Source organism: Enterococcus sp. BSD2780061688st2 D3, from assembly GCF_005844145.1.
Classification (GTDB): Bacteria; Bacillota; Bacilli; order Lactobacillales; family Enterococcaceae; genus Enterococcus_B; species Enterococcus_B durans.
Window position 1 is genome coordinate 200,812 of the sequence record NZ_SPHN01000003.1, and the last position, 19,763, is coordinate 220,574.

Consider the following 19,763-nt stretch of genomic DNA (forward strand, 5'->3'; position numbering starts at 1 on the left):
GCAAACCTTCGTATATTTTGATCCTTTTCACTATTTGTTTATAGTTACTTTTCTAACCTTTTATCTTGTTTTCTACTTCCCGCCCAAAAAGCAAAACATACAGTACATTCAGTAATAATAAATGCCGCTACCGACCAATGATAAAAAATCGTCAATCCGAGAATAATAATAATAGCAACGGCTAACATCGCATCTTTCGTTCCAATATTCAGCATATACATTTGTTTTCCCTCATTTCTTTAGTAATCAACTCTATTTTCAATAACTTTTCTGTAAATCCAGTCGAAAAAAAATTAAATTTCTTTAGCCAGCTCAATGGATTCTTTTACAACTCATTCACATTTGAGGCATTCAGCATCCCTGTCGAATCGATTTCATGCTCATTGGCAATATCTAAGGCAAAAGTAAAAATAACTTTTCATTTAACACTTTTCCATGAAATGATCATTTTTCTTCTATTTATTACCGCTAGTATAGCGCTTTTCATTTCTATCAGCAATCATAAACAAAACATTTCTTCAAAAGAATGACTATTTTTAGAACTAAGTTATGTGATTTTTCCATTGACATAAAATGCGAACATGTGTTCTAATTACTAATGAGAGGTGACTGTTATGTTTAAAAATCAAAACCCTAAATTTGATTATACAAAAGAACCTTCCAGGGATATCCTTTGCATTGATTGCAAATCTTTCTACGCTTCTGTTGAATGTGTAGAGCGTAACTTAGATCCTTTAACGGCCAAACTTGTTGTTATGTCTTATCCGTCTGATCGCTTAGAAGAGCGAGGAAGCGGATTGATTTTAGCCTCTAGTCCGGCTGCAAAAAAAGCCTATGGTATCACAAATATCAGCAGAGCAAGAGATCTGCCTTTCCCCTATCCGCGTGATTTATATATTGCACCGCCGAGAATGGCCTATTACATGAAAAAAAATCAACAAATCAATGCCATCTACAAAACTTATGCAGATGAATCGAACCATCACGTCTACTCCGTTGATGAAAGTTTTCTTGATGTCACGAATAGTCTGAAACTTTTTAAAGTAAAAAATGCTTGGGATCTAGCAAAAATCATCTGTGAGGATGTTTATCAGCAAACTGGTATCTACACGACTGTCGGTATCGGTGATAATCCATTGCTCGCAAAGTTAGCTCTAGATAACGGAGCCAAAGATAACCCAGAGCGAATCGCTGAATGGCGCTACGAAGATGTGGCAAATAAGGTTTGGCACATCCCATCACTGATCGATTTTTGGGGGATCGGTCGCCGAACAGCTAAACGCCTCAACCGTATGGGTATCACTTCGATTTACGACTTGGCACATTCCGACTATTATCGGCTAAAAGAAAATATGGGAGTCATCGGTACGCAACTGTTTGCACATGCTTGGGGAATCGATCGAAGTTTTTTAGGAGAAAAATATGTGCCTAAATCGAAAAGTATCGGCAACAGTCAAATTTTAAATCGTGACTACACGCGTCAAGAAGAAATCGAGATCGTCATCAAAGAAATGGCGGATCAAGTAGGTACCCGATTGCGTCGCGAACATGTAAAAGCGCAAGTCGTTAGTCTCTGGGTAGGATTTTCTTTGGGGTATAAAGATAGCCAAGGCAAGACAGGATTTCATCAACAAACCACCGTCGAAGCGACAAATTCAAGTCAACGATTAGCGGCTGTCTTGTTGGACCTCTTTCACAAACATTATCGCCGGCAAGACATTCGAAGTATTGGCGTGAATTGCTCCCATTTGGTCCACACAGACAGCTTACAATTAAATTTATTTGATGAACCTGAAGTGCAAGTCGCAAATGCAAAAATCGATTTTGTTGTAGATAAGATCCGGCAGAAGTATGGATTCAGATCGATCGTCCATGCCCATAGCTTGTTAGAAGGTGGTCGAGCAATTGCGCGAAGTTCTCTTGTAGGTGGGCATGCAGGTGGATTAGCCGGTATAGAAGGTGAAGGTCATGCGTCGAACGAAAAAGGAATTTCTCGATTACAATGAATACCGCGACCGCCCTTTTGGATTGAAATGGGGCACAGCATTTGCAATGGATGAACTGATGAGTGGGATCAAAAAAAACGAAGCATGGGCTATCAAAGAAATCCAGCCGCTAACTCCGATGTCTCGTGAGGAAATCGATGCCGTACTATTAGAATCTTTTCTTTACCATAAAAAAATCACCCTTCAACGAAACACAAAAGATGAATTTGGCAGATACCTAGAAAATATTGAAGGCACATTTACTGGTGAAGCTTACGATGATTACTTGGTTCTTGAAGATACGAAGATCTACTGGTCAGATATTCGTCATATTGAGAAAAAAGAGGAGGAAAAATGGTTCACGGTCGCTTTTTCTGACGATGCATCCATACAACCATCCTTATACTCAAAACAGAACATCCAAGAATTGGAACAGATCAAAGATGAATTTTATCAACAATTCCCTGAAGAGGAGTGAATTTTTTATTTATCCCTTCATTGCTTATCATTATCCATTTCCTCCCATTTTTTAGAAAGAAGTGATTCTATTGAAAACTGCTGATAAACATTTTGAAACTATTGTCATTACTACTTTTATAGCCAAGCAACTCATCATTGTCCACTGTAAAAATGGACAAACATATCATGGGTTTGTCCAACCAAATCTCACAGAAAAAGGCTTCATGTTAGAGGAACAATTTATTTCTTGGACAGATGTCCTAGAAATCCAGTTGACGGATCAATATTTTCAATTTTGGGAAGATATTTTACATTTGGAAAACGAACACAGCTGAATCGAGTAATGGATAGAAGCTACCACACATTTCATTAACATCCAGCTTTATAAGGCGACTTAATCGGTTTTTTTAGTCAAAGAGGATGAAACAAAAGTAACCTCACTCTTGTCTCATCCTCTTCCTCAATTAAAAATCTCTTCGTAGTTCTTGAAGTCTAGCAACTTCTGTACTTTTTTATTGAATGCGCTTCTTTGAAAAAAATCTAATTTTTTAAGCTACTCAACAAATGGTTCTTCTCCTAAAGCTTGTTGGGCTGCTAAATTAAGCACGCTCCATTGGCGATCAAAACCTGGTTGGAAGAAGAAATCTGCTTCCGCTAGATCCTCGATCGTTAGTTTTTGTTGGATAGCCAAAGCCAAAACGTTTCCTTGGGCTGTGACATCATAAGTGGATAAGACGGCACCACCAAGGATTTGATGTGTCATAGGATCAAAGAACAATTGGACAGATACTTTTGGATTGCCAAATTTTTCAGGAACATATTTTGGACGTAAGGTATCTTCATAGTAAGAAGAACGGATAGCGACTCCTGCTTTTGATGCTGTAAAACTATTCAATCCGCTAGCAGCAAAATGATAATCAAACACACTTAATGCAGAGGAGCCAACAACGCCACCAAACGGTTTGTTTGGCACTTTTTCAAACAAATGCTGAACGACATAGCGGGCTTCTCTTCTTGCTACTGTTGCTAAAGCAATTGGCATTTTTGTACGTGCAGGAACAGAGTAAGCCAATGTTGCATCTCCAACTGCATAAACATCTGGCAGATTTGTTTGAAGATACTCGTCCGTAATGATCCATCCACGCTCGTCTAGATCGACTACTCCTTTTAACCACTCCGTATTGGCTTTGACACCAGCTGCTTGAATGACGAGGTCTGTGGCGATCTCTGCTTGTTCTGTCTGGATAGCAGCTACTTGACCTTCACCAGTAAACGCATTGATTTTCGCCCCAGTTACCACGTTGATTCCTTTTTCTTTTAGATGGTCTTCTAAAATATCTGTCATTTCTTTATCTAAATAAGTGCCTAATGGACGATCGATCACATCTAATAGAGTCACTTCTTTGCCTGCTTTACAAAAAGCTTCTGCTGCTTCGATCCCGATATAGCCAGCACCGATTACCGCAACTTTCTTCACGTTCGGATCGGTTAATTTTGCTTTGATTTTCGTTGCCCAATCGTAGCCACGCATTAAGTATACGTTTTCTAAATCAGTTCCTGGAACAGGCAATGAATTTGGTGTCACACCTGAGCTTAAAATCAATTTATCGTATGCATAGTCTTTTGTTTGATCATCTGATGAACGAACCACTGACACAGTTTTTTTATCTGCATTGATTACTGTCACTTGATGATTGTTTAAAATATGAACATTTGATTGTGGAAAGTTTTCTGGTCTGAAATTTCGTACGTCATTGACATCTGTTACTTGATCTTCTAAATATAATTCCATTCCACATGACATGAATGAAACGTAATCACCCGCTTCAAATAAAGTAATATCGACATCTTCTCCATACCTAGATAACAATTCTAAGATTGATTGATGTCCTCCGTGTGATGCACCGACAATGATAACTTTAGTTTTTTCCATTGATGAAACCTCCTTGTTCAATTATTTAGAATTATTCTAAACAATTCAAACATAACACTCCGTTTTTTATAAATCAAAAGAAATGCGTTCCACATGAAACTCAATTAAAAAAACATTTAGTACATCGATGCCCCCGATTTAGTAGTGGTAAACGCAAATAACCCGTTGACCCTAAAATCAAGACGATTTCACGATCAACAGAGGTTGGGACAGAAGTGTTTAACTCCGAGAAATAAGAAGAAATTAACGAAAATTGCTTTTCAAATTTTTGTGAATTTCGGCTTATTTCCGAAGGAGTTGCTTCTGCTCTCACCGTTTATTCGAGAGTCTGTGGCAAAACTGATTTTTAGTTTTGTCCCAACCTCTTTACTTGGTAGATTATTTACCTAAAAAAGTACGGATACGTCGGCAAGCTTCTTCTAGTTGAGCCATACTGCTGGCGTAAGAAATCCGGATAAAGCCTTCTCCTTCTGGACCAAATGCAGAACCTGGAATACAAGCCACTTTCCCTTTTTCTGCCAATTGTAAACAAAAGTCCCAAGAATTAAGCGTAATTGTTTCTGGCAACTTGCAAAACAAGTAAAATGCACCATCTGGTTGTGAAATATGAAACCCTAAAGGAGTCAGTTCTTTTAAGAGATAATCTCTTCTCTCCACGTAGCGTTCTTTCATTTTTGCCCCGTCATTCATTCCTGCTGTTAAGGCTTCAACCGCTGCTTTTTGCGAATTTGTTGTAGCAGAAGTAACAAGGTATTGATGGACTTTGATGATTTCGTCGATCAAATATTTTTGAGCGAAGATGAAACCAATCCGCCAACCAGTCATCGCATGAGATTTAGATAACCCATTGATGACGATAGTCTGTTCTGGTAGATATGTCGCCATAGAAACATGGTCACTCACATAATTCAATTCTGAATACACTTCATCACTAATGACAAATACGGGATGTTGTTTGATTACTTCAGCTAGTTTGATCATTTGTTCCGCAGATAATAATGTTCCTGTTGGATTACTAGGGTAATTCAAAATGATTGCTTTGATCGACTCACCATAAGTTTCAAATGCTGCCTCTAACTGTTCTGGTTGGCAGATAAAACCCGTTTCTGATGTATCTAACGTGATCAATTCCGCTCCTGCTAGATCGACCATTGGTTTATATCCTGGATAAGCCGGTGCTGGTATCAACACCTTATCGCCTTCTTCTAAGACGGCTAACAAGGAAGCTGCGATCGCTTCAGTAGCTCCCACAGTCGTCAATACTTCTGTTTGGGGATCATAGTCCAAACCGTAACGTTTTTTCTGAAATGCACACGCTGCTTCACAAAGTTCTGGCAGTCCTCTCATTCCAGTGTAGTGTGAATAATTTTCTTCAATTGCAGTGATACCGGCTTGTTTCACATGTTCGGGTGTAGAAAAATCCGGTTCACCTAAAGTCAGTTTGATGATACCAGGGATCGAAGAAATTTGTTGATCGAAATTTCTGATTTTTGAAATTTCCACGGTCTTAAGTCGCGGATTAAAGCGGTTGGTCATATTCATTTGGTTCTCTCCTCTTTGTCGCTGTTGCTACTTGGTCAATAGTTCCTTTGTTTCAAGAATCGTTTTATACCAAGCCACACCTTTTTCTAAAACTGCCATATTGAAATCAAACTGAGCATCATGAAGTGCTGGTGTATCTCCTACCCCTAGAAAGAAAAACACACAAGGGTATTTTTCGGTATATACACCAAAATCTTCTGCCTGTAAAACTGGCTTCTCAAGCTCATGCAATTTTTCTGAATGGGCTAATGCTGCATACAATTTTGCATCATTGTTAACAGCTGGATATCCATCATTATAACGGAAATGGATTGCCACATTTGATTTTTTTTGAAAATTTTCGGCTAAATCAGCTAATTGATCTTTTAAAAAGCGTTGTGTTTTTCGACTGTAAGAACGGATACTTCCAGAAATGACCACTTCATTTGCAAGCACATTACGGATGGTTCCCCCGGTTATTTGTCCGAATTTCAGCAAATGGTAGAGATCCGTAGGCAAGCTCTGATCAAAATCATACACTTCTTTCATGAAACGTACGGCATTTTCAATACTATCGATGCCCTTCTCACTGGAAGCAATATGTGCGGACTTTCCTTTAATGATAATATCTGTTTCACTGCTTTGAGCCATGAAAGCACCCGCTCGTGAATACACTTCTCCTTCCGGTAATCCCGGCCATAGATGAAAGCCAAAGATCGCTTTGACTTGATAATGATCCAGTAACCCAGTTTGGATCACACTTTCTGCTCCCCCTGAAATTTCTTCTGAAGGTTGGAAAATCAATACAACGTTGTACAATAATTCATCCACATGTTGTGACACATAGTCTGTTAACCCCAATAACATTGCCATATGTCCATCATGACCACATGCATGCATGAATCCTTCATGCGTCGAAGCAAATGGCAGATCCGTTTCTTCTTTGATGGGTAATGCGTCGATATCTGTACGAAAGGCAATCGTTTCTTGTTGATGATTGTCAAAATAAAGCAGCAATCCTGTTTCTCCGATTTCATGGAGCACACCTCCGCTATTTTTGACCTGTTCGTACAGATATTTTTTTGTTTTGAATTCATGAAAACCGATTTCAGGAATTTGATGTAATGCCATCCGATGTTTCGCTAACATGAGCAGTCACCATCCCTTCATAAATTCCTTTTACCACTGTTTCATACTGATCGTTTGCAACTCCTATGATCAGGTTCAATTCCTGTGCCCCTTGCGATAAAATCGATGTGCGGATACCCAGTTGATTCAAGATCGATAATACTTTCCCTGATAATCCGATCAACTCTTTATGCGGTCCTCCGACAACGGAAATCAAAGCCAACTCATCAATGATTTCGATTTCTTCTACCCCTAATTTTTCTTTTAGTTCTTTTGTGATCAAAAACAATTTATCGGCGATTGCTTCAGCAGACACAACAACACCGATATTATCGATTCCAGATGGGATATGCTCAATCGAGATACCATAGTTGGCAAAAATACTCATCGCCTTCCAGATAAAGCCGATTTCATCTGACATATGTCTCTTGAATAGAGTAATCGAAAGAAAATCTTTACGTCCTGCAATCCCTGTCAGCCCATTTTCTTTTTCTACTTCATGGTTGGATATCCTTGTTCCTTTGGCTTCTGGTTCATTGGTGTTTTTGATTTGGATCGGAATATCTGCTTCCTGAACTGGAAAAACAGCTGCTTCATGTAAGACGTTTGCTCCCATATACGCCATTTCTCTTAATTCTCTAAAAGAAATTTCTTCAATGACTTTCGGAGAATCGATGATTCGCGGATCTGCCATCATGATTCCCGAGACGTCTGTCCAATTCTCATAGCTTTCAGCATCCAATGCTTTAGCCAACACAGCTCCTGTGATATCACTTCCGCCACGCCCCAATAGTTTTTCTTTTCCAAATGGGTTTGCCCCATAAAAACCTGGAACCACTAGGGTCGTTTGCTGTTCATAAAATGAACGAATTGCCTGAGTCGTTTTTTCGTAGTCGATTTCTCCTTCATAATCAAAGAAGATCACTTCTTTTGCATCCACAAATGTGTAATGGAGATATTCTGCCATTAGCTGTGCTGTCAGATACTCTCCACGACTAACCAGATAATCTTGAGAAACTTTTTCATTCTGCAACCTTGTCTGGATCGCAGACAACTCTTTTTCAATTGGAAAAGTCAACTCCAATAGATTTCTTACCTGAATAAAACGATCACAGATTCGTTTCCAAAGTGGCGTCCAATCCACATCATGTTGGAGATACGCATGGATCAAATACAATAGATCAGTTACTTTGTCATCTTCATTCGTTCGCTTCCCTAAAGCAGAAACCACGATTACTTCTCTTTTTGGATCAGATAGAATGATTGATTTTACTTTTCTAAATTGTTCTTCGTTGGACATCGACGAACCACCAAATTTAGCTACTTTCATTCCTGCCCCTCCGTCATTTCCGTTAGCAGTGCTTTAGCAATCTGAACAGCATTCGCAGCTGCACCTTTTCGGATGTTATCGGCTACGGTATAAAGAAGAAGGCCATTTTCTGATGCCATATCCTGACGTATTCTCCCCACATAGACCTCATCTGTCCCTTTCGCTAAAATGCTTGTGGGATAACGGTGAGCGGGTAAATCATCAATGACTTTTATGCCCGAAAAATTCTGTAGACATTGGCGAACTTCAGCAAGTGTAAAGTTTTTTTCTAGTTCAACCGCAATCGAAACGCCATGTCCTGTTTCAATAGGCACCCGCACACAGGTAGCTGAAACTGGAAGATCCGGTTGGTGTAGGATTTTTCGGGTTTCATTGATCATTTTCTGTTCTTCTTTGGTATATCCATTCTCTAACGCCACATCAATTTCTGGCAGAGCAGTTTGACTAATGTCATAAGGATAAAGAAGAGGTTCTTCTCCTTTTTGTGTCCGATGTAAATCTTCGATCCCTTTTTGACCAGAACCTGACACTGCTTGATAAGTCGAATAGTTCACTCGCGTAATACCAAACGTTTGTTGTAGTGCTTTTAAAGGTAAAACAGATTGGATCGTTGAACAATTGGGATTAGCAATCAACTTGTTCAAGCGATGATCTTCTAAGTTTACTTCTGGTACGATCAATGGGATCTCTGGGTCTTCTCGCCAAGCTGAAGAATTATCTATTACGACCAACCCTTGTTCTCGTGCAATGGGACCAAAAGTTTGAGAAACTCCTGCTCCAGCTGAAAATAGCGCTAAACCATACCCTTCAAATGAAGTCTTAGTCAGTTCTTCGACTGTATATTCTTTCCCCTTAAATACACAGACTCTTCCTGCAGAACGTTTCGAAGCTAACAGCTTGAGACGCCCTACCGGAAAATCATATTCTTCTAAAACTTTCAACATTGTTTGGCCGACTAGACCAGTCGCTCCAACTACACAGGTATCTATTTTGCGCATGTTTCTCATCCTTTCTATAACTCACGTAGTGCATCGATCAATGCAGTATTTTCTCTAGTTTTGTCGTCTTTGATTTTCAATACACGAGCAGGTGTTCCTCCAACGACCGTATCTGGTTCTACGTCTTCTAATACAACTGCTCCGGCAGCTACCACCGCATTTTTGCCGATTCGAACACCTTCGACGACCACTGCGTTTGCTCCTACAAGTACACCATCTTCCACAATGACTGGTTGAGCTGAAGCTGGTTCGATCACCCCAGCTAAAACAGCTCCAGCACCGATATGACAGTTTTTTCCAACGATTGCTCGGCCTCCTAGTATTGCTCCCATATCTATCATTGTCTTTTCGCCAATCTCTGCCCCGATGTTTATAACAGCTCCCATCATGATCACCACATGATCACCAATGGTCACCTGATCTCTAATGATCGCCCCTGGCTCAATACGGGCATTGATCGTTTTACTATCTAGCAATGGGACTGCACTATTTCGGGCAGTCTGTTCAATCTCGATTTCGAGGATTTTATCTGCCTCTTTTTCTAAGACTGGTGCAATTTCATCATAATCACCAAATACGATTTGAGTATTTCCTTGTCCGAATACCTTCGCTTGACCAAAAGTGATTGGTTCTGTCACATTTAAAAATACCTTCACGGGTGTTTTTTTTTCCGCAGTTTGAATAAAACGAATAATCTCCTGAGCATCCATTTTCTGATCCACTCCCTTACGCTAACATATCTTTCAATTGATACCATCCTGCTGGTTGATCCTTCAACCAAATTGCTGCATTTACCGCTCCATCGGCAAAAATACGATTTGAAAAAGCCTCATGTTTGATACTCAATACTTCATCAGTCGTAGCAAATAATACTTCATGTTCACCAGGTAATGAGCCCACGCGGATACTATGGACGCCGATTTCATCGTCATTTCTTGGCTGTTTTTCCAAACTATAGACTGGGGTAAGCTTTCTCACTTCTTGGATGCTTTCGATCAGTGTCTTTGCAGTACCAGAGGGAGCATCTTTTTTTTGACTATGGTGTTTTTCGATCAACTCGATCTGCCAGTTCTTTAACGCCGCTGTTGCTTGTTGGACTATCTGATTCATGACTAAAACACCTAAAGAAAAATTCGAACTATATAAAACAGGAATATCTTGCCCTGCTTGCTGGATTTTTTGAAACTGTTCCGAGCTATACCCGGTTGTGCCAATCACTAACGGAAGCTTTTTTTGCAGGCTATAGGTAAGCAGCTGCTCTAGGTTGTCTGGATGAGAGAAGTCAATCATGATTTCCGGTTCTTCAGTAAATACGAACGCTTCTGTTCCAGTTAATGAAGAAGTAAGTGTTACGGCTTCATCTCCGTAAGTTTGAACGACTTCTTGGATTCTTTTTCCCATTTTGCCATCCCCGATGACCCCGATTTTCATTCTTTCTCACTTCCTTTCGGTTCTAGTAATCGTGCAAGCTGTTCCTTTTTTTCTTCTGCCAAAGAAACAAGCGGCAAGCGTAAAGGACCTGCTGGTAATCCGAGTATCTCCATTGCTGCTTTTACAGGGATCGGATTTGTTTCACTGAATAACGCATGGATCAATGGCAACGCTTCTAATTGGATTGCTTGAGCTTTTTCAATATTTCCATTGTTAAAGGCACTGACCAGATCATGGACTTGCTTAGGCTTTATGTTTGCCCACACACTGATGACTCCACTTCCCCCTACACTTAACACAGGTAAGATCATATCGTCATTTCCGCTATAAAGTACAAAGGTTTCGTTCAATAATCGGGCGACAGCCATTACATATGAAATATCGCCAGACGCTTCTTTGATTCCAATGATTTTTGGATGTTTTGCTAACCTTTCTAAAACTTGGATGGGGATCGTCATTCCCGTTCTGGAAGGTACATTGTATAAGATGATTGGGACTGGAGATCGATCTGCAATCGCAGTAAAATGAGCAAGTAAGCCAGCATCACTTGTTTTGTTGTAGTAAGGAGTAATCACTAAGACTTGATCCGCCCCTAGTTCGGCAAAGCGGTTCACACGTTCAATCGTTTTTTTTGTTGCATTTGTTCCAGCTCCTGCGATCACAGGAACTTTGCCATTGACTTTCTCAACTGTGAACCGTAGAATCTCCTCTTCCTCCTCTGAAGAAAGTGTCGAGGATTCGCCCGTTGTCCCTAATACAAGTAAAGCATCCGTTTTTTCTGAAAGATGAAATGTAATTAGTCTTTCCAACCCATCGTAATCAACTTCACCCTGTTCATCCATTGGCGTAATCAGCGCCACGATTGATCCTTCTATCACTTAATTTTCCTCCCATTCTCTTGACCATTCCCGAACAGCTGGCCCCTTCATCTTGATCTGCTTCTCTCCTGAAATAATTAAATCGCCTAGTTCCAAGTGGACAGTCGCCTTGGGCTCAGAAAGATAACCATGATCTTTTGCTACTACATAAGCTGCACAACAACCTGTGCCACACGCAAGTGTCCAACCAACGCCCCGTTCGTAGGTACGTACAATCAGTTCCTCGCTATTCAAAACTTGGACAAAGTTGACGTTCGTTTTCTCTTTGAATAAAGGATGATGACAAATTTGCTCTCCTACATCACGTGTCAACTCTGCTAGTGCATCTTCAACAAATACTACAGTATGGATCGTCCCCATAAATAAACTGGTGATCTTGATACCTTTTTGGTGAATCGTCAACTCTTGATCAATGATTGGTTCTTCCTGTTCCACCGCTAATTTATCCGTTGAATAATCTGGGCTGCCAATCATTGCTTCACAATAAAAAGGATCCTGATTTAAAATTTCGACTTTGATGATCCCCGCTAATGTGTGTACATCGAACTGTGATGCTTGAATGATACCTTGGTCGCGAACATAACGCGAGAAGCAACGGATACCATTCCCACACATAGGCGCACGACTACCGTCTTTATTGTAATAAATCATTTCAAGCGGTTCAGTTTTCACGGCAATCAATCCATCTGTATCGAAATTTTCTTTGCCACACAATTGGATAGCTAATTGGCTATAGTCAGTGACACCATCGTAATCAAGCAGAATAAAATCATTGCCGCAACCATTATATTTGTAGATCATCATAACACTTCACTCCTTAACAAATCTGCGTAGGATTGTCTGCGCACCACGATCTTCGATACACCGTCTTTGACAAACACCACTGCTGGAGTAAGTGCTCTATTGTAATTGCTACTCATGGAGTAACCATAAGCGCCTGTTGCATAAACAGCTAGAATATCGCCTGGTTCTGCCACAGGTAAATAGGTTTCTTGGATCACTACATCCCCAGATTCACACATTTTTCCTGCAACTGTTACCTTTTCGCTTTTTTCAGACTGCAACTTTGTGGCAAGATCACAGGTATATTCAGCTTGATAAAGTGCTGGGCGGATATTGTCTGTCATCCCGCCATCGACAAAATAGTATTTTTTATGCGGTGTTTCTTTGATAAATCCAACAGTATATAACGTCGTCCCTGCCTCACCCACAATACTTCTTCCTGGCTCGATCATCAGTTGCTGAATGGTTTGTCCTTGTTTTTTCAACGCCTCTTCTGTATAACTGACTAACTCCTGTACTGATTTTTCGATCGGTAATGGTGCATCATTTTCTGTATAACGTATGCCAAATCCACCACCAAGATTCAATGAAAGGACGTCATCAAAATCCTGTAAATAACTAACCAGTTTATCGATTTCAGCTAACCATGCAGACATTTCAAAAATTTGAGAACCAATATGTGCATGAAACCCTTCCAAGAGAAGCTGTTCACTGTCTTGAATGATGTTCAATGCCTTTTGGCAAGCTTCACTTTCATACAGCATACCGAATTTAGAATCGATATGAGCAGTCACAATGTATTCATGGGTGTGGGCTTCGATCCCAACATTTAGCCGGATCATGACATGGATTTTTTTGTTGTATTCTTGGCTTAAAGCATCTAATAACTCCACTTCCATTTCATTGTCCGCAATGAAATGATTTATTCCATTTTCTATAGCAAAACGCAATTCATCTGGTGTTTTATTATTCCCATGAAAATAAATCTCTTCTACTGGAAACTCCGCTCGTAATGCCGTATAGATTTCACCGCCGCTGACTACATCTAGGCCTAAATCATATTTTTCAATCAGTTTTAACATCTCAACTGTTTGGAATGCTTTTGACGCATATAATATCTTGGTCTTAAAATGATCTGATTGAAACCCTTGCTTAAACGCCTTTATTGTATCTTCCAATTTTTTCTCATCATACACATAAAGGGGGGTCTGATATTTTGCCACTAATTGACTTACAGGAATTTCACCGATCATTAATTCTGACATGCAAGATTACCTCTTTTCAAAAATGATTTTTTTCTCATCAAATTGGAATTAACTTTGATTGAGATTTAAATTTTATTTGAATAATATTAAACAAAATTTTCTGAATTGTCTAGTATATTCTGAAATATTTTCAGGAAAAATCATCAATCATTCGTTTTTTTGTATATTTACAAAGCTATAGAAAAAATCAATAGAAAACAATGTATATGCTCATTTGATTTTACATTTTTATACACAAAAAAAAGAACTCAACTATTTTTTGAGTTCTTTTTTTCATTCTATTTTTCATTTTTCTTTTAACCGTTTATGTCATTTCACTGAGTATACAAGAGATTTTTAACCAAAATATAACGCTAAAAACATCAACGATGCGCCCAACATAACGAATAGATGCCAAATGACATGTGTGAATTTTTTACTTTTCATACTATAAAAAACAGAACCAACCGAATAAGCCAAACCACCAGCCACTAAAAGTAACAAGCCAGTCAAATTGATCGATTGGTACAATTTAGGGAGAACGATCACGATCCCCCATCCCATGACATTATAAATAATCGTAGATATTTTAGACACCTGGCTTGCCTTAGTCAATGTCAAACATTTATAAATGATCCCGACCACAGCCGTTGCCCAAATAACACTAAGAAGTAATACACCCGAGAGACCTTGGACGATCAACAAACAAAATGGTGTATAGGTGCCAGCAATCAATAAGTAGATCGAACAGTGATCAAAAATTTGAAATACTTTTTTAGCCTTTGTAAAAATCAAACTATGAAAAAGTGTCGATGAAAAAAAGAGTAGAAAAAGGGAACTCCCATAGATGATAAATGCGACATAATCGAGTGTCGTGTGTGCTCGTTCCATCAAAAGATCAAAACAAACGATACTCATTAGTGCCGCAATCCCATGTGTGACCGCATTCAATACTTCATTCACGATATGATACTTCCGACTAAATCCTATTTCCATTCCGTGTTTCCTCCAATCAAACCAGTTCTCTATTCTGTAATTCCATTATATACTGTTTATAAAAACTTTTACATCTAGTTTTCAATACTATATTAAATCTTAAACAATAAAATAGCAACCATAAACGCTTCCATTTTCAATTATTACTCAAATAAATAAAACAGTGATTCCATAAAGACTATTTTTCCTATTCGTGGAATAATTTCTTTTGGTCCGCGATTGATCCTCCCTATTTAGTCAATAAGAATACCACTAGATGTATCGAATAACCACTCCACAAAAGATCTATTTGAAAAAGGCCCTCTTAATTGAGCTAATGAGAAAAGGAGTTTACGGATCGAGCGGATTTTTCTTTAGTATTGTTTCTCCACTCTACCGAGAGATTTCGCTCATCAAAATATATTGTCGATTTTAGCGACAAAAAAATTTTAGAATGATCCTCCATCCAACGATTCTAGAGCTATCCCCTTACGGAATCACAAAAAAATAAGGACTTTTGATGAGTTCCATCCTTGGATACCATCAAAAGCCCTGATTTTAGTTAAAAATTATTTTGACGCACGTTTCAAATATGTGCCTTCTGCTGTATTGATTTCAAGTAGTTCATCTACTTCGACGAAATCAGGAACGTTGACAACTAGACCTGTTTCCATTGTAGCTGGTTTACCTGAACCAGTAACAGTAGCACCTTTGATTGAAGGTTGTGTTTCAACGACACGCAACACAACAGTTGTTGGCAATTGAACACCAATCACTTCACTACCGAAGAATTGAATTTTAACTTCCATATTTTCTAGGATATATTTCATTTCTTCTTCTACAGTTTCAACTGGAATTTCATATTGTTCATATGTTTCAAGATCCATGAAGAATGCTGTATCGTCCATTGTGTATAAATATTGGACAGCCTTCGTATCGATGTGTGCTTTTTCAAATTTTTCTTCTGGTCTAAAAGTCGTATCGTAAGTTGCTCCTGAACGAACGTCTTTTAATTTCATACGCATGACTGTATTTCCTTTACCAGGTTTGTGGTGGCTTGCGTCTAAAACTTTAATTAGTTTGCCGTCTTGAACAAATGTCATTCCGGCTCTTAAATCACTTGCTGAGATCATTATTTTTGCTCCTTCTTATCTTAATCATAATCAACTTTATTGTATCAGACAACTGGCCATAAAACTAGGAAATTATCTCTTTTTAAGGTTTAGTCTTTGACTTTCAATTTTTTTCATGCTATTTTTAACTCAATTCTTTTTTGGAGGGAACTAACATGACTATCAGCAATCATAAAGAATTGAATCGTTGCTGTTGTATGGTGCTTAAAAGCAGCATACTATTCGTCATGTCTATTGATAGCCCTTCATATAGTTGAGTATCTCTATTTACATTTATCCTTTAATGGACACTCATCTGATGATTTTTCAAGGAGCTGATTTAATAGTCAGCTCCTTTTTTATTTTATATTTTTTTAGGAGGATCTCATGATTATTACTACGATTACAGATGCGATTGGTTCAACGCCCATTTTTAAATTCACTGAAAAAGATTATCCCATGCCTAAAGATTCAGTGATCTATGCCAAATTAGAAAATTTAAATCCTGGAGGAAGTATCAAAGATCGTTTAGGAAAATATCTAATTACGACTGGCGTAAAAACAGGAAAAATCACAAAAAATACGACCATTATCGAACCCACTGCCGGCAACACCGGTATCGGTCTCGCAATTGCCGCATTGAGCTACCAGTTAAAAACGATTTTTGTCGTTCCAGAAAAATTCAGTCTTGAGAAACAGCAATTGATGAAAGCACTAGGCGCTACCATCATTCATACACCGAGCGAGTTAGGCATTCTGGGTGCGATTGAAAAAAGCAAGGAGTTAGCACAAGCGATACCTGACAGTTATCTTCCTTTACAATTTGAAAATCCTGATAACCCTGCTGCATATTACCATACGCTAGGTCCAGAAATCCTTCAGGAATTAGGAGATCAACTCACTAGTTTTGTTGCAGGTATCGGAAGTGGCGGAACTTTTGCAGGAACAGCCAGCTATTTGAAGGAACAGATTCCTGCCATTCAATTAATTGGCGTTGAACCTGAGGGCTCCATTTTAAACGGTGGGAAACCACACGCTCATGCAATTGAAGGGATCGGGGTAGAGTTCACTCCACCTTTTCTTGCAACACTTCCGATTACTCGCTTTGAAACGATTTCTGACAAAGAGGGGTTCGACTATACCAGACAGTTAGCTGAAAAAAATGGCTTATTAGTTGGCAGTTCCAGTGGTGCTGCTTTTGCTGCTGCTTTACATGAGGTCCAACGTTTACCAGAGAAAAGTACGGTTGTAACGATTTTTCCAGACACAGCTGATCGTTATCTATCTAAGGGAATCTATGAATAAAAACATGCTTTTTTAGATTAACTTATTATCAAATAAAAGAATCATACACTTTAGGAGGAAATAACCATGCACATTCAAACAAAATTGATTCACGGTGGAATTAGCGAAGATCCAACTACTGGAGCAGTCAGTGTTCCCATCTATCAAACCTCGACTTACCGTCAAAACGGTGTGGGCAAACCCAAACACTATGAGTATTCTCGTTCAGGTAATCCAACTCGGTTTGCTTTAGAAGAACTGATTGCTGATTTAGAAGGCGGAGTAAAAGGCTTTGCTTTTGCTTCCGGCTTAGCCGGTATCCATGCCGTATTTTCCCTTTTTCAAGCTGGTGATCATCTCTTATTAGGGGATGATGTCTATGGTGGAACATTCCGCTTGTTTGACAAAGTACTCACCAAAAATGGCTTAGAGTATACGATCATCGATACCAGTGATTTAACTCAAATCGAAGATGCTATCCAACCAAATACTAAAGCTTTATACCTAGAGTCACCAAGTAATCCATTGTTAAAAATCACTGACCTTGAAAAAAGTGCTGAGATTGCCAAAAAACATCATTTACTTACAATAGTTGATAATACCTTTGCCACACCTTATTTCCAGAAACCTCTTGATTTAGGTGCAGATATTGTTTTACACAGCGGTACAAAATATTTAGGTGGGCATAGTGATGTCGTTGCTGGTCTTGTCACTACCAATAATGAAGAATTAGCTGACTCCATCGCTTTTTACCAAAATGCAATCGGTGGTGTGTTAGGCCCACAAGATAGTTGGCTACTGCAACGGGGAATCAAAACATTAGGTGTACGTATGGAAGAACATCAAAAAAATGCCTTTCGTGTAGCTGAATTTTTAGCAAACCACCCTAAAGTAGAAAAAGTCTATTATCCTGGTTTAGCTACTCATCCAAATCACACACTTGCACAAGCACAAATGAGTGGATTTAGTGGGATGGTTTCCTTTACGTTGAAACAAGATGAAGAAGCAATTCCCTTCGTAGAAGCATTACAATTATTTATCCTAGGTGAAAGCTTGGGAGGCGTTGAAAGTCTTGTCGAAATTCCTTCCGTTATGACCCATGCGTCTGTTCCCAAAGAAAAACGGGAAGCAGCAGGAATCAAAGATGGCTTGATTCGATTGTCAGTAGGTATTGAATATGGAGAAGATCTTTTAGATGATTTGACCCAAGCATTCGAACACTTAATAAAAAGATAAAAATCATTTCAGATTACTACACCTTAAAAGAAATAAGTGTTAGAATCTATATGAATAGCAGCTTGATTATGGAATGTTCACTATTTTCTTCCATAAACAGCTAGTATGAACAATAGTTAGGGGTAATCACACATGAGAATGAACGTTGAAAGTTTTAATCTTGATCACACAAAAGTAAAAGCACCTTATATCCGAGTTGCTGACCGTAAAACGGGAGAACATGGGGATGTTATCATTAAATATGATGTCCGTTTCAAACAACCAAACAAAGAACACATGGATATGCCAAGTCTACATTCTTTAGAACATTTAACAGCAGAATTGATTCGTAACCATGCGGACTATATTGTTGACTGGTCTCCAATGGGATGCCAAACAGGGTTTTATCTAACTGTTTTAAACCATGAAAGTTATGATGATATTTTAGATATCTTAGAAAAAACGATGAACGACGTACTAGAAGCAACGGAAGTACCAGCAAGTAATGAAACACAATGCGGTTGGGCTGCTAGTCACACATTAGAAGGCGCGCAAGCATTAGCACGCGAATTCTTAGCAAAACGTGACGAATGGTCTGAAGTAGAAGCTTAAACACCCTGTTTTAGACAAAAATGTGTCTGGATAATTCACTATATTCGAGCTATTCAAACACTTGATTGAATAAACGGACTAGCTATTTAAACAAAATAAGCGTATGATTTGAGCACAATCAATTTATGTATTCTAAGAGATTATGTAAGACTATTTTGCTCTGAAAAAGCCGGACGATCTGAAGATACTTTTCAATATTTTCGAGATTGTCTGGCTTTTTTTAATCATTTCATGAAGCAAGAAATCATAATATTTTGGAAATACCTTAGGAGGAATTACTAATGAGCATTTATGACTTTACCGCCACACTAGAAAATGGCACAAGCTATTCATTAGATAAATACAAAGGGCACCCGATGATCATTGTCAATACAGCTACGAAATGCGGATTAGCACCACAGTTCAAACAATTAGAAGAACTTTACGAACAATATCAATCTAAAGGTTTGATCATTTTGGGATTTCCATCGAATCAATTCAAACAAGAAGTTGACGATGCAAGTGATGCTGCTGAAGCTTGTCGCACCACATACGGAGTTACCTTCCCGATGCACCAACTGACTGAAGTCAATGGGTCGCATACCGATCCAATTTTTGCTTATCTAAAAGAACACGCGTCTGGCACACTAACAAATGCAATCAAATGGAATTTCACTAAATTTTTAGTAGATAAAAATGGTGAGGTCGTTGAACGTTTCTCTCCACAAACTTCTCCCACAAAAATGGTCGATGCGATTGAAGCAGTATTATAGAAAAACAAAAAAGCAGATGAACTTTGTTCATCTGCTTTTACCATTTGCGTGGCGACGTCCTACTCTCACAAGGGGCAACCCCTCACTACAATCGGCGCTAAGAAGCTTAACTTCTGTGTTCGG

General features: G+C 38.8%; 20 protein-coding genes and 1 rRNA gene. 7 read left to right on the top strand and 14 right to left on the bottom strand.

Going from position 1 to position 19,763, the window contains the following annotated elements:
* Positions 1-44 precede the first annotated feature (44 nt).
* Positions 45-221, bottom strand: coding sequence for a hypothetical protein (locus tag FGQ66_RS15105; protein WP_005879022.1), 177 nt, complete (start codon positions 219-221; stop codon positions 45-47).
* Between the two features lie 393 nt (positions 222-614).
* Here FGQ66_RS15105 and FGQ66_RS04375 point away from each other — a divergent pair, with 393 nt between their 5' ends.
* The 3 genes from FGQ66_RS04375 (at position 615) to FGQ66_RS04385 (ending at position 2,779) form a co-directional block, all read left to right on the top strand.
* Positions 615-2,006 carry a Y-family DNA polymerase gene (locus FGQ66_RS04375; RefSeq protein WP_113846289.1) on the top strand — a complete coding sequence of 464 codons (1,392 nt, stop codon included), beginning with the start codon at positions 615-617 and terminating at the stop codon, positions 2,004-2,006.
* On the top strand, positions 1,969-2,463 hold the full coding sequence (locus FGQ66_RS04380; protein WP_113846290.1) for a hypothetical protein: 495 nt from the start codon (positions 1,969-1,971) through the stop codon (positions 2,461-2,463). The genes FGQ66_RS04375 and FGQ66_RS04380 overlap by 38 nt, the downstream gene beginning before the upstream one ends.
* Before the next feature lie 61 nt (positions 2,464-2,524).
* Positions 2,525-2,779, top strand: a complete 255-nt coding sequence (locus FGQ66_RS04385; protein WP_227644991.1) for a hypothetical protein — start codon at positions 2,525-2,527, stop codon at positions 2,777-2,779.
* Between the two features lie 218 nt (positions 2,780-2,997).
* Here the strand turns inward: FGQ66_RS04385 and FGQ66_RS04390 are convergent, their stop codons facing one another.
* The 12 genes from FGQ66_RS04390 to efp all read right to left on the bottom strand — a co-directional run bounded on the left by FGQ66_RS04390 (position 2,998) and on the right by efp (position 15,798).
* Entirely contained in the window at positions 2,998-4,377 is a 1,380-nt protein-coding gene (locus FGQ66_RS04390) for an FAD-dependent oxidoreductase (protein WP_113846291.1), read from the bottom strand.
* 378 nt (positions 4,378-4,755) lie between these two features.
* On the bottom strand, positions 4,756-5,919 hold the full coding sequence (locus FGQ66_RS04400) for a pyridoxal phosphate-dependent aminotransferase (protein WP_005879035.1): 1,164 nt from the start codon (positions 5,917-5,919) through the stop codon (positions 4,756-4,758).
* Positions 5,920-5,946: 27 nt separating this feature from the next.
* Positions 5,947-7,047 (bottom strand): M20 metallopeptidase family protein, encoded by a 1,101-nt coding sequence (locus tag FGQ66_RS04405; protein ID WP_113846293.1) that lies wholly within the window; start codon positions 7,045-7,047, stop codon positions 5,947-5,949.
* The gene (locus FGQ66_RS04410) at positions 7,007-8,356 is read right to left on the bottom strand and encodes an aspartate kinase (protein ID WP_113846294.1); all 1,350 of its coding nucleotides are present in this window, start codon (positions 8,354-8,356) and stop codon (positions 7,007-7,009) included. The genes FGQ66_RS04405 and FGQ66_RS04410 overlap by 41 nt, the downstream gene beginning before the upstream one ends.
* Positions 8,353-9,354 (bottom strand): aspartate-semialdehyde dehydrogenase, encoded by a 1,002-nt coding sequence (locus FGQ66_RS04415; RefSeq protein WP_138301797.1) that lies wholly within the window; start codon positions 9,352-9,354, stop codon positions 8,353-8,355. Before FGQ66_RS04415 ends, FGQ66_RS04410 begins: the two co-directional genes overlap by 4 nt.
* Before the next feature lie 14 nt (positions 9,355-9,368).
* On the bottom strand, positions 9,369-10,064 hold the full coding sequence (gene dapD, locus FGQ66_RS04420; protein WP_138301799.1) for a 2,3,4,5-tetrahydropyridine-2,6-dicarboxylate N-acetyltransferase: 696 nt from the start codon (positions 10,062-10,064) through the stop codon (positions 9,369-9,371).
* Positions 10,065-10,080: 16 nt separating this feature from the next.
* Positions 10,081-10,785, bottom strand: a complete 705-nt coding sequence (gene dapB / locus FGQ66_RS04425; RefSeq protein ID WP_113846297.1) for a 4-hydroxy-tetrahydrodipicolinate reductase — start codon at positions 10,783-10,785, stop codon at positions 10,081-10,083.
* Positions 10,782-11,663 carry a 4-hydroxy-tetrahydrodipicolinate synthase gene (dapA, locus tag FGQ66_RS04430; protein ID WP_113846298.1) on the bottom strand — a complete coding sequence of 294 codons (882 nt, stop codon included), beginning with the start codon at positions 11,661-11,663 and terminating at the stop codon, positions 10,782-10,784. Before dapA ends, dapB begins: the two co-directional genes overlap by 4 nt.
* Complete coding sequence (gene dapF, locus FGQ66_RS04435; protein WP_081134027.1) at positions 11,664-12,467, bottom strand: diaminopimelate epimerase; 804 nt, start codon at positions 12,465-12,467, stop codon at positions 11,664-11,666.
* Positions 12,464-13,711, bottom strand: coding sequence for a diaminopimelate decarboxylase (gene lysA, locus FGQ66_RS04440; RefSeq protein WP_113846299.1), 1,248 nt, complete (start codon positions 13,709-13,711; stop codon positions 12,464-12,466). The genes dapF and lysA overlap by 4 nt, the downstream gene beginning before the upstream one ends.
* A 336-nt stretch (positions 13,712-14,047) precedes the next feature.
* Positions 14,048-14,686, bottom strand: coding sequence for a PAQR family membrane homeostasis protein TrhA (trhA, locus tag FGQ66_RS04445; protein ID WP_113846300.1), 639 nt, complete (start codon positions 14,684-14,686; stop codon positions 14,048-14,050).
* A 548-nt stretch (positions 14,687-15,234) separates the two neighbouring features.
* Positions 15,235-15,798: an elongation factor P gene (gene efp, locus FGQ66_RS04450; protein ID WP_005879045.1), complete on the bottom strand. Its 564-nt coding sequence runs from the start codon at positions 15,796-15,798 to the stop codon at positions 15,235-15,237.
* Between the two features lie 366 nt (positions 15,799-16,164).
* Here efp and FGQ66_RS04455 point away from each other — a divergent pair, with 366 nt between their 5' ends.
* From FGQ66_RS04455 to FGQ66_RS04470, 4 genes are all read left to right on the top strand, one after another.
* The gene (locus FGQ66_RS04455) at positions 16,165-17,082 is read left to right on the top strand and encodes a PLP-dependent cysteine synthase family protein (RefSeq protein WP_113846301.1); all 918 of its coding nucleotides are present in this window, start codon (positions 16,165-16,167) and stop codon (positions 17,080-17,082) included.
* A 66-nt stretch (positions 17,083-17,148) separates the two neighbouring features.
* Positions 17,149-18,297, top strand: coding sequence for a cystathionine gamma-synthase (locus FGQ66_RS04460; protein ID WP_138301801.1), 1,149 nt, complete (start codon positions 17,149-17,151; stop codon positions 18,295-18,297).
* A 132-nt stretch (positions 18,298-18,429) separates the two neighbouring features.
* Positions 18,430-18,888, top strand: a complete 459-nt coding sequence (locus tag FGQ66_RS04465; RefSeq protein ID WP_005879048.1) for an S-ribosylhomocysteine lyase — start codon at positions 18,430-18,432, stop codon at positions 18,886-18,888.
* A gap of 281 nt (positions 18,889-19,169) precedes the next feature.
* Entirely contained in the window at positions 19,170-19,640 is a 471-nt protein-coding gene (locus FGQ66_RS04470; RefSeq protein WP_113846303.1) for a glutathione peroxidase, read from the top strand.
* 46 nt (positions 19,641-19,686) lie between these two features.
* Here FGQ66_RS04470 and rrf read toward each other — a convergent pair.
* Positions 19,687-19,763, bottom strand: a 5S ribosomal RNA gene (gene rrf, locus FGQ66_RS15780); the annotation flags it as partial.